General features: G+C 63.3%; 17 protein-coding genes. 13 read left to right on the top strand and 4 right to left on the bottom strand.

Annotated elements, in window-relative coordinates; genetic code table 11:
- Positions 1-17 precede the first annotated feature (17 nt).
- Positions 18-1,019 (bottom strand): LacI family DNA-binding transcriptional regulator, encoded by a 1,002-nt coding sequence (locus ACQ5BM_RS19010; RefSeq protein WP_429814404.1) that lies wholly within the window; start codon positions 1,017-1,019, stop codon positions 18-20.
- Positions 1,020-1,176: 157 nt separating this feature from the next.
- Between ACQ5BM_RS19010 and ACQ5BM_RS19015 the strand changes: the two genes are divergently transcribed.
- Positions 1,177-1,902, top strand: coding sequence for a glutathione S-transferase (locus tag ACQ5BM_RS19015; RefSeq protein ID WP_429814407.1), 726 nt, complete (start codon positions 1,177-1,179; stop codon positions 1,900-1,902).
- A gap of 92 nt (positions 1,903-1,994) precedes the next feature.
- Here ACQ5BM_RS19015 and ACQ5BM_RS19020 read toward each other — a convergent pair whose 3' ends face one another.
- A complete protein-coding gene (locus ACQ5BM_RS19020) occupies positions 1,995-2,954 on the bottom strand; it encodes an MBL fold metallo-hydrolase (protein WP_429814410.1) in 960 nt (319 codons plus the stop codon).
- Positions 2,955-3,045: 91 nt separating this feature from the next.
- On the opposite strand from ACQ5BM_RS19020, the gene ACQ5BM_RS19025 reads away from it, so the two are divergent.
- On the top strand, positions 3,046-3,957 hold the full coding sequence (locus ACQ5BM_RS19025; RefSeq protein ID WP_429814412.1) for a LysR family transcriptional regulator: 912 nt from the start codon (positions 3,046-3,048) through the stop codon (positions 3,955-3,957).
- 73 nt (positions 3,958-4,030) lie between these two features.
- On the opposite strand, the gene ACQ5BM_RS19030 is transcribed toward ACQ5BM_RS19025, so the two are convergent.
- Positions 4,031-4,405, bottom strand: a complete 375-nt coding sequence (locus ACQ5BM_RS19030) for a DUF427 domain-containing protein (protein ID WP_429814415.1) — start codon at positions 4,403-4,405, stop codon at positions 4,031-4,033.
- A 139-nt stretch (positions 4,406-4,544) separates the two neighbouring features.
- On the bottom strand, positions 4,545-5,297 hold the full coding sequence (locus tag ACQ5BM_RS19035; RefSeq protein WP_429814478.1) for a DUF599 domain-containing protein: 753 nt from the start codon (positions 5,295-5,297) through the stop codon (positions 4,545-4,547).
- Between the two features lie 200 nt (positions 5,298-5,497).
- Between ACQ5BM_RS19035 and ACQ5BM_RS19040 the strand changes: the two genes are divergently transcribed.
- The 11 genes from ACQ5BM_RS19040 to ACQ5BM_RS19090 all read left to right on the top strand — a co-directional run.
- Positions 5,498-6,181 (top strand): GntR family transcriptional regulator, encoded by a 684-nt coding sequence (locus tag ACQ5BM_RS19040; RefSeq protein ID WP_429814417.1) that lies wholly within the window; start codon positions 5,498-5,500, stop codon positions 6,179-6,181.
- On the top strand, positions 6,178-7,623 hold the full coding sequence (locus ACQ5BM_RS19045) for an aldehyde dehydrogenase family protein (RefSeq protein ID WP_429814419.1): 1,446 nt from the start codon (positions 6,178-6,180) through the stop codon (positions 7,621-7,623). The genes ACQ5BM_RS19040 and ACQ5BM_RS19045 overlap by 4 nt, the downstream gene beginning before the upstream one ends.
- A 74-nt stretch (positions 7,624-7,697) precedes the next feature.
- The gene (locus tag ACQ5BM_RS19050; RefSeq protein WP_429814421.1) at positions 7,698-8,444 is read left to right on the top strand and encodes a glucose 1-dehydrogenase; all 747 of its coding nucleotides are present in this window, start codon (positions 7,698-7,700) and stop codon (positions 8,442-8,444) included.
- A 43-nt stretch (positions 8,445-8,487) separates the two neighbouring features.
- On the top strand, positions 8,488-9,966 hold the full coding sequence (locus ACQ5BM_RS19055) for an ABC transporter substrate-binding protein (protein ID WP_429814423.1): 1,479 nt from the start codon (positions 8,488-8,490) through the stop codon (positions 9,964-9,966).
- A 144-nt stretch (positions 9,967-10,110) separates the two neighbouring features.
- Positions 10,111-11,061 (top strand): ABC transporter permease, encoded by a 951-nt coding sequence (locus ACQ5BM_RS19060; RefSeq protein ID WP_429814426.1) that lies wholly within the window; start codon positions 10,111-10,113, stop codon positions 11,059-11,061.
- Complete coding sequence (locus ACQ5BM_RS19065) at positions 11,061-11,921, top strand: ABC transporter permease (RefSeq protein WP_429814429.1); 861 nt, start codon at positions 11,061-11,063, stop codon at positions 11,919-11,921. Before ACQ5BM_RS19060 ends, ACQ5BM_RS19065 begins: the two co-directional genes overlap by 1 nt.
- The gene (locus tag ACQ5BM_RS19070) at positions 11,918-12,934 is read left to right on the top strand and encodes an ABC transporter ATP-binding protein (protein ID WP_429814432.1); all 1,017 of its coding nucleotides are present in this window, start codon (positions 11,918-11,920) and stop codon (positions 12,932-12,934) included. The genes ACQ5BM_RS19065 and ACQ5BM_RS19070 overlap by 4 nt, the downstream gene beginning before the upstream one ends.
- The gene (locus ACQ5BM_RS19075) at positions 12,931-13,905 is read left to right on the top strand and encodes an ABC transporter ATP-binding protein (protein ID WP_429814434.1); all 975 of its coding nucleotides are present in this window, start codon (positions 12,931-12,933) and stop codon (positions 13,903-13,905) included. The genes ACQ5BM_RS19070 and ACQ5BM_RS19075 overlap by 4 nt, the downstream gene beginning before the upstream one ends.
- A gap of 11 nt (positions 13,906-13,916) precedes the next feature.
- Positions 13,917-15,305 carry an amidase gene (locus ACQ5BM_RS19080; RefSeq protein WP_429814437.1) on the top strand — a complete coding sequence of 463 codons (1,389 nt, stop codon included), beginning with the start codon at positions 13,917-13,919 and terminating at the stop codon, positions 15,303-15,305.
- Positions 15,305-15,559 carry a hypothetical protein gene (locus ACQ5BM_RS19085; RefSeq protein WP_429814440.1) on the top strand — a complete coding sequence of 85 codons (255 nt, stop codon included), beginning with the start codon at positions 15,305-15,307 and terminating at the stop codon, positions 15,557-15,559. The genes ACQ5BM_RS19080 and ACQ5BM_RS19085 overlap by 1 nt, the downstream gene beginning before the upstream one ends.
- A gap of 73 nt (positions 15,560-15,632) precedes the next feature.
- Positions 15,633-15,783, top strand: a 151-nt coding sequence (locus ACQ5BM_RS19090) for an isocitrate/isopropylmalate family dehydrogenase (protein WP_244519065.1), incomplete at its 3' end; no start/stop codon positions are given.

A 15,783-nucleotide genomic window follows, 5' to 3' on the forward strand; every position in this document is an offset into this window, starting at 1 on the left:
AGTTTGATCAAATCAGATCAAAGGCTTTGAGCCGTGACGGTGATGAAGCGAATGGGCGCCCTGTCGGGTTCCATTTCGGTAAGGCGGATCCGGCGGAGCACAATATCAAGCGCGCGACGGGCCTGGGCTTCCGGTGCCTGATCGAGCACGACGTCCATGATGCCGTCGCTAAGAGCGTTGCGCGTGTAGTCGGTGAGTTCGTGGCCGACGAAAAAGATCTCCTTGCCGCGCGGATGCCGGCGAAGCACGTCGATCAGGGCGGCGTTGGCGCCGCCCGCATTATAGAGACCGGCCATATCGGGATAGACCTCGAGCGCCGATCGCAACGCTTCGGCGCCGTAGAGTTCTTCATCGCGGGTGAAGCCCAGCCACTCGAACCGGCGTTCGCCCGGGTATTCGCGGAAATAAGCCGAAAAGCCGCTGATACGATCGCGATGGACCTGATAGATCGGATGGCAGAGCGCAACGACAGGACCTGACCGACACGCCATGCGGGCGATGAAGAGGGCCGCCGTTCTTCCGGCCGCATGGTTGTCGATCCCGACGAACTCTCCGAACGTCTCGGACGCCCGCGTGACGACGTGGACCACGGGCACGCCGCGCGCGACGACCGCTTCGACCGCGGCGCTGATCAGCGGGCTGTTGGGCACTGCAAGGATCAGGCCGGCACGCGGCACCTCGCTCGACAGAATCCGCCGAGCAATCTCCTCCGGCTTCATTTCCTCGGCGAAGCTGCGCTGGACGACGACGAGCGGATCGAGCGTCTCGGCAATCCGCTGGAACGCCTGGGACAGCCGTCGATAGAACGTGGTTTCGGGCCGCACCATCAGCACATCGATGCGCAGCAGCCCGCGATGGGTATCGGGAAGCGTGCGCGGGTAATTCAGCGTGCGGGCAGCGACGACGACCTTTTCGACCAGATCCGGGCGAACGCCGCCGCGCCCGTTCAGGACCCGCTCGACCGTTGCGGTTCCGACGCCTGCCAGCTTGGCGATATCGCGATAGTTCGGTTTGCTCACCCCAGCATCTCTCGCCTGGTTCCGATGCATCTCCACAGCGCCATAGCATTGCGGCACGGCCCGTTCGACAGCGTGCGCGCCGCAATTGCTGCGCTACCCTCGCCGCCTACCGCCGATGGCCTATATCAAACGGATGCCAAGAACCACAGAGGCTTCTATGACTTATGAATTGTACTACTGGAACGGCATCCAGGGCCGTGGCGAATTCGTACGACTGGCGCTCGAAGATGCCGGCGCCGCTTACGTCGATGTCACGCGCATCGCTGATCGCGGCACCGGCGAGATGATGAAGCTCATGGGAAGCACCACCGCGGCACACATCCCTTTCGCGCCACCGTTCCTAAGGGATGGCGACCAGATCATTTCGCATGTGGCGAACATCCTCCTCTACCTCGGTCCCAAGCTCGGCCTTGCACCAGAGGAGGAGACGCTGCGCTGGTACGCCAACGGCCTGCAGCTCACCATCACCGATTTCGTCGCCGAAGTGCATGACACACACCACCCGATCGCAACGTCAAAATACTACGAAGACCAGAAGGAAGAGGCAAAAGCCCGCGCGTCCGAATTCGTCGCGAACCGCATCCCGAAGTTTCTCGGCTATTTCGAGCGCGTTCTTGCGCAGAACCCTGAGGGCGGCGGTCACGCCGTTGGCAGCGCCGCTAGCTATGTCGATCTCTCGCTGTTCCAGGTGATCGAAGGATTGCGATATGCCTTTCCCAGGGCGATGCGGCACTATGAGCACCTGTACCCCAACCTCTTGAAGCTGCATGCCTCGGTCAAGGCAAGGCCAAGGCTTGGCGCCTATCTCGCTTCGCCGCGACGGCTGGCCTTCAACGAGGACGGCATCTTCCGTCGCTATCGCGAGCTGGATATCGAGCCTTAAAGCGAACCGGCCTCCCTCCGCAGTTTCGCCGCGTGAGGGAAACCGTTCGTTTCGAGGTGATCTCGTCGCCTCAGGCACGGCAAGAGCGCGCGCTACTCGACGTAATTCCAGGGAATGAAGCGATAGAGCGTTTCGTCCCTGGCCACGTGACCGATGCCTGGAAACGGCAGGTGCGCGCCGGCGACGAGGTAACGGCCATCCGCCGCATCTGCAAGTGCTACGGCGCGGGTCGCGATCGCCGCAGCGCCGTCGACGTCGAAGCTAACGAAGACGTCGGGTGCATCGAACTGGATGTGGTCGCCGTGGATCACGTCACCCCAGAAGACGAGGCGCTGACCGTCATCGGATTTCAACACGATCGATGAATGTCCGGGCGTATGCCCGGCCCTGAGGATCGAACCGATGTTCGACAAAACGTCGGCGTTGTCGGCGAAACGCTTCACCTTTCCGGCGGCTATATAGGGGGCGAGAGCATCGTGGGCACGCTGAAAGTCGGTCTTCTGTGCCTCGGTCACCGACGTCACGCCTTCGCGCTCGATCCAGAACCGATATTCGCGATCGGCGAGATGGATCTCGGCATTCGGATATTGCGGCTTGCCATCGGCGGTAAGGCCGCCCGAATGATCGGCGTGCACATGCGTCAGGATCACGGCGTCGACCTGATCGGCTCCGTAGCCGGAGGCCGCCAGGTGGCGAAGGAGCTTGCCGGCAGCAGCGCCGAGCAGCGCACCCGACCCCGCGTCGATAAGCACCAGGCGTTCGCCGTCGTTCATCAGATAGGCATTGATCGACAGATGCGGCTCCTTGCCGAGAAAGTTGTCGTCGAGCTTGCGCTGCAGGTCGTCCACCGGTTCGTTCTGATAGATCGCCGCCATAGGCAGCGCCAGCGTGCCGTCCGACAGCGCAGTGACTTCATATTTTCCGAAGCGGAAGCGGTAGAAACCGGCATTGGCAACGGTCGAGAACGGCGCGGCGGAAAAGACCAGGCGCGGCGCGAGCGGCAACAGGGCGGTGGCGGCAAGAAGACCCAAAGCTTGTCTGCGGGTGGTCATGATCTGCTCCTTCGATTGGATGCGATGAAGCTATCAATCCAACCCTTCGTCGATTATCCTTCGATCATGGAAGTGATTGTTCCGGAAACGCATGAAATCCCCCCAGTCTCCCGATCTCAATAGCCTCAGGATCTTCCTCGAGGTCGCCCGCACCGAGAGTTTTTCCGCCGCAGCACTTCGCCTGCACCTTCCACCGAGCACGGTCAGCCGACGCCTGCTGGAGCTAGAGACTGCGCTCGGCGTCGCATTGTTGTTGCGCTCGACGCGCCGCGTCTCCCTGACCGAAGCCGGCAAGCAGCTGCTGGAGTCGATTGGCGGAGCAGTGGAGTTGATCGATCGCGGCATTGCCGGTTTCCGCCCCGCCGACGGAACGGCCCGCGGGCGGCTGCGGGTCGCAACGTCGGTGGCCTTCGCGCGCACTTACCTGCCGCCGATCCTCAAGCGCTACGCAGATCTCTGCCCCGACGTTCAGGTCGACCTGCAGACGACGCATCACAATGTCGACCTGATCGGCGAAAGCGTCGACGTGGCGCTGAGGATGGGCGAGCCGGTCGACAGCGAGATGATCTACCGGAAAATCGGAACGATCGCGCAGCGCCTCTACGCCGCCCCGGCCTACTCCAGCGGCCTGACCCTGTCGTCACCCGAAGACCTCATGGAAGTCGCCCTGGTGGCGCATCGGACGCGCATGCGGCGGGAACTCGCCCACTGGCTGCTGTCGGATGGCAGCCGGCACTTCACATTGGAGCGCCCACCATCCATCGTGGTCGACGATCCCGCCATTGGGGAGCGCCTGATTGCCGAGGGCCTCGGTATCGGTCTGCTCAGTGATGCGCTCGCCGCCGACGGGGTCGCCACGGGGCGGCTGGTTCCGGTTCTCGCCGAATGGTCAGGGCCGCCCACGACCCTTTACTACCTCTATCATCAGCAACTGGGCGATCTGCCGAAAGTGGCGCAATTCCTGAAGGCCGTGCGCGAGACGTTCCGTGTTCGGACTGAGTAATGGCCGGCCTCAAGAACGACGATCGTGCCATGACGCCTCGGCAACCCATGAGGCGGACGGGCAAGGTGACTAACTACAATTCCCCGATCATATCCACCCGTTCCGGATAGAAGGCCAGGCGGCCCTTGATTTCGGCCACCGCCGCATGCGGGTTTTCGTAGGTCCAAACGGCATTCCTCGACCGCTCGCCGCCGAGCGGGATGCTGTAATAGGAGGCTTCGCCTTTGTAAGGGCAATGCGACGCATGATCCGTGCGCTGAAGCAAGGACATGTCGACATCCTCACGCGGAATGTATTGAACCGGCGGGTAGGATGCCTCGCGCAGCGTCAATGCGTCGCGGGTGTCGGCAATGATGCGTCCATCGAGCATGACGACGACGCGCGCCGTGTTTCGATCGATACTGATCGGATGATCGGGGCCGGGAATCTTGATCTGATTGTCGGACATAGGCGCCGCCTTTTTCAAACCTTGGTCATCTCTAGATGGTTGCCTTGTCGGCGAATTCCAACCCATCCAGCCAAAAGTAGCCGCTACGCCTTGGACAGCGGAACATACCGAATTCGCAGGTCCTCACTGCGGTTCGTCCTCAGCTATCCGCGGCCGGAGAACTGATCGCTGTGGTTGGCTGTGGCACGCCGGCAGGTGGATTGCTCTCGTCGAGCAGCTTACGCACTTCCATCACGCCCTTGGCCGTATCCGACCAGCTGTGTCTCCAGACGAGAAGTCCTACCGAGCCGACGATGCCGACGAGAAACGCGACCGGGCCCAGGAACCAGAGAGCCGCGGCAACTGTGAAGTAGTACGAGCGAACGCCCTGGCTGAAGGAGCGAAGCGCCGGATTGATCATCAGCGACAGGGCGTGGGTCCAGGCAGTGATGTCTCGCACTTCATCCCGCGACGGGCTGGCTCCGATCGCCGCCAGACAATAGTTGATCTGCCGCACAGCCCAGATGAACTCGGAAAGCCCTCGCAGCAGTGTCGCCATGACGAGCAGCACCTTGCATTGAAACAGCCATAGCGGCTCGATTGGCGCGAACATCGCGATGATCCCCGCCTGAAGGCCGATCGTCGGCTGGATGAAAAGCGCACTGCTCATGGCAACAATGACGATGAGATTGGCCGAACCGAAGAACGAGGCCGAATTGATCGTGTGGCCAAGGATGGCCGCATCGCCGATGAAATTGGTGTCCCGCGTCAGGACCTCGCGCATCCAGGCCTGCCGGATACGCACCATGTCCAGCATCAGGCTGTCCGTTCGGCGTGGCCAGCCAAGTGCCATCATCGGCTCCAATCCCACCCAGGTCGCGAGGAACAGGATAATCGCAATCCAATCAAGCATCTGCACGGCCAGCCTCCCACCACAGCTATTCCTAATAGAAGCCGCGACGCGCGACTCGTCAACGCGTCGGCGTTGTCGGGATTGACCGTGGCCGGGGTCGCGGGCCTCGCGGATTGAACACCCCAGCCACTTACGTTTCATCGACGGATTGACACGATCTGTATCCTGGATACAATTTGCCCCGGTCTTGGGAGGGATCGATGAACCAGTCCTTCGAATGGCGAAGCCAATCGCGCCTACTCGACGAAGTGGCGCAGGCGCTTCGCGAACGCATCTATGCCGGTGTCTACGCCCCCGGAGCGACGCTCCGCCAGGAGCGGATCGCTGCCGAATTCGGCATCAGCCGAACGCCGCTGCGCGAAGCCCTGCGGGTGCTGGAGCGCGACGGGCTCGTGGTCAACAAGCCGGGCAGCGGCGTCAGGGTCGCGACTGCCGACCTGCCGAAACTTCTCGACGCCTATGCTGTCCGCGAGGCAATGGACGGTGTCGCGGCGCGCAACGCCGCGGAGCGCGCGACATCGGCCGAAATCAAGGATCTCGCAAAGCAGGTCGAGCGACAGCGCCAGATCGTCGAGAATTGGGATCCCGGGGCCTACACCCAATCCAATGTCCTTTTTCACGAGGCGATCGTCGCCGCCTCACGCAATGCGTCGCTGGCACCGCTCGGTCCGCTTCTGCGCATGACCTCGCAGGTCTTTGCGCCGGCCTTTTCGCTTTCGAGCGAACGCGCCAGCGCGGCCGTTGCCGAACACGGGCTGATCGTCGAGGCGATCGCGGCACGGAACCTCGACGAAGCCGAGAAGCTGGCGCGCGCGCATATCCACGCGACCGCAACGAGATTGAAAGCGCTCCTCGAGGAGCGCGCGACTGACAAAGAGGCATGATCGTGAAGACCTACGGCAATTTCATCGCGAACAAATGGCAGGATGCAGCCGGCGGAGAGTTTATCGCCGTAAGAGACCCTTCCAACGGCCAGGAATTCGCGCGCATTGCCCGGGGCACCCGGGAGGACATCGATCTCGCTGTGCGGTCTGCACGCGCGGCGCTTTCCGGCGACTGGGGGCGCATGACGCCCACGGAGCGCGGGCGGGTGCTGAGCCGGATTTCGGCGGCAGTGCTGCGCAACATTGAGCTGCTGACGGAGCTCGAGGCGCGCGACGTCGGCAAACCGCTGACGCAGGCGCGCGCCGACGTCGTGGCGCTCGCCCGCTACCTCGAATTCTATGGCGGCGCCGCCGACAAGGTGCATGGCGACACGATCCCCTACCAGAACGGCTTCACCGTCTTGACGGTCTATGAACCGCACGGGGTCACCGGCCATATCATCCCCTGGAACTACCCGATGCAGATCCTCGGCCGTAGCCTGGGTGCCGCCCTTGCGATGGGCAATGCGGCGGTGGTCAAGCCGGCGGAAGAAGCCTGCCTCACCATTCTGGAATTTGCCCGCATCGCCGAAGAAGAGGGCCTGCCCTCGGGCGCGCTGAACATCGTCACCGGCTTCGGCGCGGAGGCCGGTGCAGCCCTTTCCGAACATCCTGACGTCAACCACATATCGTTCACCGGTTCGGTCCGCACCGGCGAGATGGTGCAGGCGGCGGCCGCGAAGAATGCGGTGCCGGTGACGCTGGAACTCGGCGGCAAGTCGGCGCAGATCGTCTTTGCCGATGCCGATCTCGACCGCGCCATTCCTTTCCTCGTCAATGCCGGCATTCAGAACGCCGGCCAGACCTGCTCGGCCTCGTCGCGCATTCTCGTTGAGCGGTTGGTCTACGAGGAGGTGGTCGCGCGCATGAGCGAGAGATATCGTGCGCTCAAGGTCGGCCCGGCTGGCGCCGATTTCTCGGTCGGTCCGGTCGTCTCGCAGCGGCAGAAGGCGATCGTCGAGGGCTTCCTTGCCGACGCTGCAAAGGATGGCCTGAAGATCGCGGCTCAAGGCGAGATCGTCGCTGACGCACCCACCGAGGGCGCCTATGTCGCCCCTACGCTTCTGCGCGACGTGCCGCACGAACACCGCACGGTGCAGGAAGAGATCTTCGGACCGGTGCAGGTGATCATGCCCTTCGACGGCGAAGAGGAGGCAACCCGCCTTGCCAACGGCACCGCCTACGGCCTCGTCTGCGGCGTCTGGACCAATGACGGCGGACGGCAGTTGCGCATGGCGCACGCCGTGCACGCAGGCCAGGTGTTCGTCAACAATTATGGCGCGGGCGGCGGCGTCGAGCTGCCCTTCGGCGGCGTGAAGAAATCGGGCCATGGTCGCGAAAAGGGTTTCGAGGCCCTCTACGGCTTTGCCAGCATGAAAACTATTTCTGTCTACCACGGCTAGAGCCAGGAACCGTGGGCGTTTTCCGTCCACGTCCGGCTCTCATCTCTGATCCAAGTTTGCCCCTGGAGGAACACGTGTCATTAGAAGGTAAAGTCGCTCTCATCACCGGCGCGGGTTCGGGCTTCGGCGAGGGCATTGCGAAACGCTTCGTCGCAGGCGGTGCCAAGGTCATCGTCGTCGACCGCGATGCCGTCGGCGCCGAGCGCGTTGCCAAGGAACTCGGCGACGATGCGATTGCCGTCGTTGCCGATATCGCCAAGCAGGCCGATGTCGAAGCCGCCGTTGCGGTCGGTATCGAGACGTTCGGCCGCGTCGATATCCTGATCAACAATGCCGGCATCGGCCACAAGCCGCAGAACGCCGAACTGGTCGAGCCTGATGAATTCGATCGCATCCTCGGCGTCAATGTACGCGGCGTCTACCTGATGACCCGGGCGCTGCTGCCGCACATGAAGGCGAATAAGGCCGGCGTCATCGTCAACATCGCATCGACGGGCGCCAACCGGCCGCGGCCGAATCTGGCCTGGTACAATGCGACCAAGGGCTGGGTGGTCTCTGCCACCAAGGCGCTGGCGATCGAACTTGCGCCGTTCAATATCCGCGTGGTGGCGCTCAATCCGGTCGCCGGCGAGACGCCGTTGCTTTCGACCTTCATGGGAGAAGACACCGAGGAAATCCGCAAGAAGTTCCGCGATTCCATTCCGCTCGGACGCCTGCTGAAGCCCGAGGATCTCGCAGAGGCCGCTGCCTTTGTCGCCTCGCCGCAGGCCTCGATGATCACCGGCGTCGCACTGGATGTGGACGGCGGACGCTCGATCTAAGTAACTGGGACCATATACAACGAAACCGCAAAGCGGGGGAACCATGATGAACTTGACGAAATGGGCACTTGCCTCGTGCTTGATCGCCGCGTCGCTGACGACGGCGGCGATGGCCAAGGACACGATCACCGTCGGCCAGGTGCTGGAGCCGCCGGGCCTCGACCCGACCGCCGGTGCCGCAGCACCGATCCGCTACATCACCTACGGCAACCTCTTCGAGGGCCTGGTGCGCGTGGTGGAAGATGGCACGGTAAAGCCACTGCTTGCCGAAAGCTGGACGGTCTCCGACGACCAGAAGACTTACAGCTTCAAGCTTCGCCAGGGCGTCAAGTTCCATGACGGCACGGCGTTCGACTGCTCGGTCGTGAAGTTCTCCTATGAGCGCGCAGTTGCGGCGGACTCCACCAATGCGCAGAAGGGCCTGTTCGAGCCGATCGAAAAGACCGAATGCCCGGATCCGGCCACCGCCGTCGTGACGCTGAAGCGCCCGGCGTCGAATTTCCTCTTTAACATGGCCTGGGGCGACGCGGTGATGATTGCGCCGTCATCGGCCGCCGCCAACAAGACCAAGCCTGTCGGCACCGGTCCGTTCAAGTTCAAGGAATGGGCAAAGGGCGACAAGGTCGTACTCGAAAAGAACGCCGACTACTGGGGCGAACCCGCCAAGCTCAGCGAAGTGACCTTCAAGTTCATCAGCGATCCTTCCGCTGCCGCGGCTGCCGTTCTCGCCGGCAATGTCGATGCCTTCCCAATGTTCCAGGCGGCCGAACTCGTCAGCCAGTTCCAGAGCGATCCGAACCTTCAGGTCGAGGTCGGCAGTACCTCTGGCAAGGTGGTCCTCGCCCTCAACAATGCAAGGAAGCCGTTCGACGACGTGCGTGTCCGTCAGGCGCTGGCTTATGCAATCGACCGCAAGGCGCTGGTCGAAGGCACCTACTCCGGCTTCGGCACGACGATCGGCTCGCACTATTCGCCGGTCGAACCGGGTTATGTCGATCTGAACGAGACCTATCCCTATGACCCCGGCAAGGCGCAGCAACTGTTGCAGGAAGCGGGCGTCCAGGGTCTCGAGATCACCATCATGCTGCCGCCGCCGGCCTATGCCCGCCGCGGTGGCGAGATCATCGCGGCCATGCTCAGCGAAGTCGGCGTCAAGGTGAACCTCGTCCCGATCGAGTTCGCGCAATGGCTGGATCAGGTGTTCAAGAACTCGGACTTCGACGCGACGATCATCGCCCATGCCGAGGCCCGCGACCTCGATATCTATGCCCGCGACAAATACTACTTCAACTACCAGAACCCGGAATACAAGGCGCTCTACAAGTCCTACACGCTCGCCTCCACCGAAGCCGAGCAGATGGACCTCATCGGCCAGCTCCAGCGCAAGCTGGCAGCCGACGAACCGAACGTCTTCCTCTATGCGCTGCCAAAGATCGGCGTCTGGAACAAGAAGGTAAAGGGGCTCTGGAAGAACATGCCGGTACCGGCCGACGATCAGACCCAGACCTATTGGGAAAACTGATCGACTTTCCATGAGCGGGATGCGGGCGGAAAACCGCACCCCGCTTCGGCATGCCGCCCTCCTCGTCGGGAAGGGCGGTTGCAGATCTGCCGTTGACCGCCGCACCCGGCGCCGGTCAACGCTCGCTCTTTCCGGGAGGTTGATGTGATTTCCTTCATTGGCGGTCGCCTCGTGTCGCTGGTTTTGACGACATTGGTCGCCTCGGTCATCGTCTTTCTGCTGATGCAGGTATTGCCCGGAGACCCGGCGGTGCTGATGCTTGGCATGAACGCGGACCCGGACGCGATTGCGGCGCTGCACAGACAACTGGGCCTCGATCAGCCGATCTGGATCCGCTACCTCCACTGGATCGGCGGCTTCGTTGTCGGCGATTTCGGCATGAGCCTCACCTATTCCGTGCCGATCCGCGAGTTGCTCGGTCCGCGCATCCTGGTAACGCTGCCGCTGGCTTTGCTCTCGATGGCGATCTCCGTGGTCGTTGCCATCGCCATCGGCGTCTATGCCGCCGCCAATCGCGGCAAGGCCGCAGACACGGTGGTCATGGGCATCGCCCAGGTTGGCGTCGCCATTCCGAATTTCTGGCTGGCGCTGCTCTTCATCCTGCTTTTCGCGCTGAAGCTGGCCTGGTTCCCGGCCTCCGGCTTTGCCGGTTGGGAAGGCGGCATCTGGAACGGCCTGCATTCGCTCATCCTGCCGGCATTCGCGCTCGGCCTGCCGCTTGCCGCCATTCTCGGACGTGTCACGCGCTCGGCCGTCATAGAGACGCTCGGCGAGGATTTCATCCGCACCGCTCGCGCCAAGGGGCTCAGCCGGTCCGGCGCGCTGTGGAAGCATGCGGTTCCGAACGCGCTGATCCCTGTCGTCACGATCATCGGCCTGCAGTTTTCCTTCCTGCTTGCCGGCACCATCATCATCGAGAACGTCTTCAACCTGCCGGGTATCGGCCGCCTGGTCTTCCAGGCGATCGCCCAGCGCGACCTGGTGACGGTGCAGACGCTGGTGACGCTGCTCGCAGCATCCGTCATCACCATCAATTTCCTCGTCGATCTGGTTTACGGCTATCTGGATCCGCGGCTGTCGCGAGGAGGCCACTGATGTCCAGTCCCGCAGTCGCCTCTGAACCCGGCATCGTCTCCAAGCTCATCGGCAGCAGAAGCCTGACGATCGGCGCCACCGTCACCGTCATCCTCCTGGCAATGGCGATCGTCTCCTATGTCTGGACGCCCTATTCGCCGACCGCGATGAACTTCCGCGACAAGCTGCAGGGGCCGAGTCTTGCCCATTGGTTCGGCACCGACAATTTCGGCCGCGACATCCTGTCGATGATCATGGTCGGCGCCCGCAACTCGATCAGCGTTTCGATCGTCGCGGTTCTCGTCGGCGCCGGCATCGGCGTGCCGCTCGGCGCCTGGGCTGCCGCACGCGGCGGCTTTGTCGATGGCCTCGTCATGCGCATGAGCGACCTTGCTTTCGCGTTTCCGGCGCTTCTGACCGCCGTTATCATCACCGCCATCTTCGGCCCCGGTGCAACAAATGCGATGATCGCGATCGGCATCTTCAATATCCCGGTCTTTGCCCGCGTCACCCGCGGCGCCTCGATGGGGCTCTGGAAGCGCGAATATGTGCAAGCGGCGCGTTGTGCCGGCCGCGGCGACGTGGCGATCACCCTTTTGCACATCCTGCCCAACATCAACCACGTGCTGCTCGTCCAGGTGACGATCCAGTTCGCCTTGGCGATCGTCGCCGAAGCGGGCCTCTCCTATGTCGGCCTCGGCACGCAGCCGCCGATGCCGAGCTGGGGCAAGATGCTGAACGACGCCCAGACCTTCATCTACCAGGCGCCCTGGCTCGCGATCTTCCCGGGGCTGGCGATCACCTTTGCCGTGCTCGGCCTCAACCTTTTGGGCGATGGCCTGCGCGACATTCTCGACCCGCGCGTGAGGCGGCAACGATGACCAAATCCTTGCTTAGAATGACCGGCATGTCGGTCGAACTCACGGCGGGCACGAGCCAGGTCGATATCGTCTGCGACATCGATCTCGAGCTCAAACGTGGCGAGCGCCTCGGCATCGTCGGCGAATCCGGCAGCGGCAAGTCCATGACCGCGCTTGCCGTCATGGGCCTGCTGCCGCAACGCATGCGCGTGCGGGGCGAACTTTCCTTCGACGGCCGCAATCTTGCGGGACTGCCGGAAGCCGACTATTGCGGCTATCGCGGCCGGCGCATGGCGATGATCTTCCAGGAGCCGATGACGGCGCTGAACCCGGTGAAATCGATCGGCGCGCAGATTGCCGAGGGACGGCGGCTTCACCTCGGCGAAACCAGGGCCGATGCTGAAAAGCGGGCCCGCGCGCTACTCGACCGGGTTGGCCTGCCGGCGCCGCGCTTCGATCTGGATCTCTATCCGCACCAGCTCTCCGGTGGCCAGCGGCAGCGCGTGATGATCGCCATGGCGATCGCCTGCGAACCGGACCTCTTGATCGCCGACGAGCCGACGACCGCGCTCGACGTCACCGTGCAGGCGCAGATCCTCGACCTCTTGGACGAGCTGATCGAAGACACCGGCACCGCGCTGATGCTGATCACCCACGATCTCGGCGTCGTCTCCGAGATGACCGACCGCATCGCGGTCATGTATGCCGGCCGCATCATCGAAACCGGGCGGACCGACGACGTCTTCGCGCGCATGGCCCATCCCTATGCCCGTGGCCTCTTTGCCGCCTCGCCGCATGGCGCAGCCCTTGCGCCACGCCATGCGAGCGAAGGACGTCCGCGACTGAACGCTATCCCCGGCATCGTTCCGGATCCTTTCGGTCGGCCGCCCCACTGTTCCTTCGCCGAGCGCTGCGCCTACGTTCAGCCGGATTGCCGGCGGGCGATCCCGGCGCTGGATCTGATCAACACCGATGAAAATGTCGAGCATCGCGCCGCCTGCTTTCATCCGCGCGAAAGGATGGTGGCACCGTGAGTGAGGTTATTCTCAAAACCACTGATCTCGTGCGTGAATACGATCTGCCGCGCCCTTCGATCTTTTCGAAGCAAAACCGCCTGCGGGTGCTGCATGGCGTGAGCATCGAACTCGCAGCCGGCCGGAGCCTCGGCATCGTCGGCGAAAGTGGCTCTGGCAAATCGACGCTGGCACGGGCGGTTATGGGACTGGAGCCGCCGCAATCGGGAGAGGTCAACATTGCCGGCAAGGACATCTATGCGCTCGACCGCGCCGGACTGCGCGAAGCGCGCAAGGGTTTCCAGGCGATTTTCCAGGATCCGTACGGTTCGCTCGATCCGCGCCATACGGTCCGCACGATCATCTCCGAGCCGATCGTTTCGCTGGAACGTAGCACCAGCACGGCGGAGCGCAACAAGCGCATCGCCGAAGTGCTGGAAGCCGTCGGCCTGCCGCTTGCGTCTGCCGACAAATATCCGCACGAATTCTCCGGCGGACAGCGCCAGCGCATCGCCATCGCCCGCGCGCTCATTACCCGGCCGGCACTGATCGTCGCCGACGAGCCCGTTTCGGCGCTCGACGTCTCGATCCAGGCGCAGGTCCTGAACCTGATGATGGACCTGCAGGAGAAGCTCGGCCTCTCCTATCTCTTCATCAGCCACGATCTCGGCGTGGTGCGCGCCATCACCGATCGCGTCGCGGTCATGCATCTCGGCCGGATCGTCGAGGAGGGACCGACGGCCGAGGTTTTCGACAATCCGCGCCACCCCTATACCCAGGCGCTGGTCGCTGCCGTGCCGAAACCGTTTTCCGGCCGTCGCAGGCGGATCCGCTCTGATGCACCGCCGCAAACGCCCGTCCATACCGCAACGACCGCAGCCGGCTGCGCCTATGCCGCCGTCTGTCCGATGAGGCAGGAGATCTGCCTGACCCGAACGCCTGAGTCCAAGCCGGTGACGCCGGTCTGGTCCGCCCGCTGCCATTTCGCCTAGGAATTGATCCCATGTCCGAACTTGCCGATTTCTCCGCCGTCGATCTTGTCGAGGCCTACCGCTCGAAAAAGCTCTCCCCCGTCGATGTCACCGAGGCCGTCATCGCCCGCATCGACGCCTCGGAACCGAAACTGAACGCGCTCTGGGCCTATGACCCGGCCGAAGCGCTGAAGGCCGCAAAGGCCTCGGAAGAACGCTGGGCGAAAGGCGCTCCTCTGGGCGCGATCGATGGCGTGCCCGTGACGATCAAGGAGAACATCGCAACCAAGGGAACAGCCGTCCCCCTCGGCTGCGCCGCCGTAACGCTCACACCGGCCGCCGCTGACGCGCCGCCGGCCGCACGCACCCGAGAGGCGGGCGGCATTCTGCTCGCCAAGACCACAATGCCCGACTACGGCATGCTTTCCTCCGGCCTTTCCAGCTTCCACAAGCTTGCCCGCAACCCGTGGGATCTTTCGGCCAATCCCGGTGGTTCCAGCGCCGGCGCCGCAGCGGCGGCCGCCGCGGGCTATGGCCCCCTACACATCGGCACTGATATCGGCGGCTCGGTCCGCCTGCCGGCCGGCTGGTGCGGCATTGTCGGCCTGAAACCTTCGGCCGGCCGGATCCCGATCAATCCGCCCTTCATCGGCCGCGTCGCCGGACCGATGACCCGGACGGTCGCCGACACCGCGCTCTATATGTCGGTACTCTCAAAGCCCGATGCCCGCGACACCATGGCTCTCCCTTACGCGGAACTCCCGTGGTTCGACCTCGATTGCGACGTGAGGGGCCTGAAGATCGGTCTCTGGCTCGACGCCGGCTTTGGCCAGTCGGTTACCGCGGAAACGGAACAGGCGATCAGCCAAGCGGCGAAGCTTTTCGCCGATGCCGGCGCGATCATCGAACCGGTCGGCCCGTTCCTCACCCGCGAGATGATCGATGGCCTCGACCGCTTCTGGCGCGCGCGCGGCTGGGAGGATGTGTCGCGCCTTTCGCCGGAAAAACAGGCGCAGATCCTGCCCTACATCTTCGAGTGGATCAAAACGGCCGAGACTTTCTCCGGTCGCGAAGTCTATACCGGCTTCGCCCAGATCGAGGCTATGCGCAACGCGCTGCATGCGGCCCTTAACGGCTTCGATTTCATCCTTTCGCCGACCGCACCGACGGCGTCCTATCCGGCCGAATGGGCGTCGCCCATCAACGACCCGCAAAAACCGTTCGAGCATATTGCCTTCACCGTCGCCGCCAACATGGGCGGGCAACCGGCGATTTCGATCAACTATGGCTATACTTCGGGCGGCCTGCCGATCGGTCTGCAGATCATCGGCCAGTCCTTCGACGACATCGGTGTGCTGCGTCTCGCACACGCCTTTGAAACCATGCGCCCCGAGCAGCGGCCTTGGCCGAAGGTCGCATGATGAGCGACACGATGCGCTACACCATCGAAAGCGGCGACCTGGAAAACATCGTGTCCCGCCTGCTCGACATCGTTCGCCGACTCGGCGTCAGCGTTTCCAAGCTCGCCATAGAGGTGGATGGAGGCAAGGCGAACCTCGAGATCGCCGTGTCCTCGGCTTCGCACGCCATATCCAACACGCTCAGGGAACGCATCGCGCAAATCGAGGGCGCTCGACCGCTGCCAGGCTTTGAACATGGCGCCGCGGCCTCATAGCCGGGCAAAACTCTCAACGAACCCCAACGCGGCCATGCCGCTTAAATCAGACTGAAATCACAGGAGTGCCGAAATGGCTCGTAAGCTTTTCATCCTTCCCGGCGACGGCATCGGCCCGGAAGCCATGGCGGAAGTCCGCAAAATCATCGCCTACATGAATGCCGAGCTTGGCGCCGGCTTCGTGACGGACGAGGGCCTGGTCGGCGGTTCGGCCTATGACGCCC

This window comes from Ensifer sp. B1-9 (assembly GCF_050474445.1).
Classification (GTDB): Bacteria; Pseudomonadota; Alphaproteobacteria; order Rhizobiales; family Rhizobiaceae; genus Ensifer.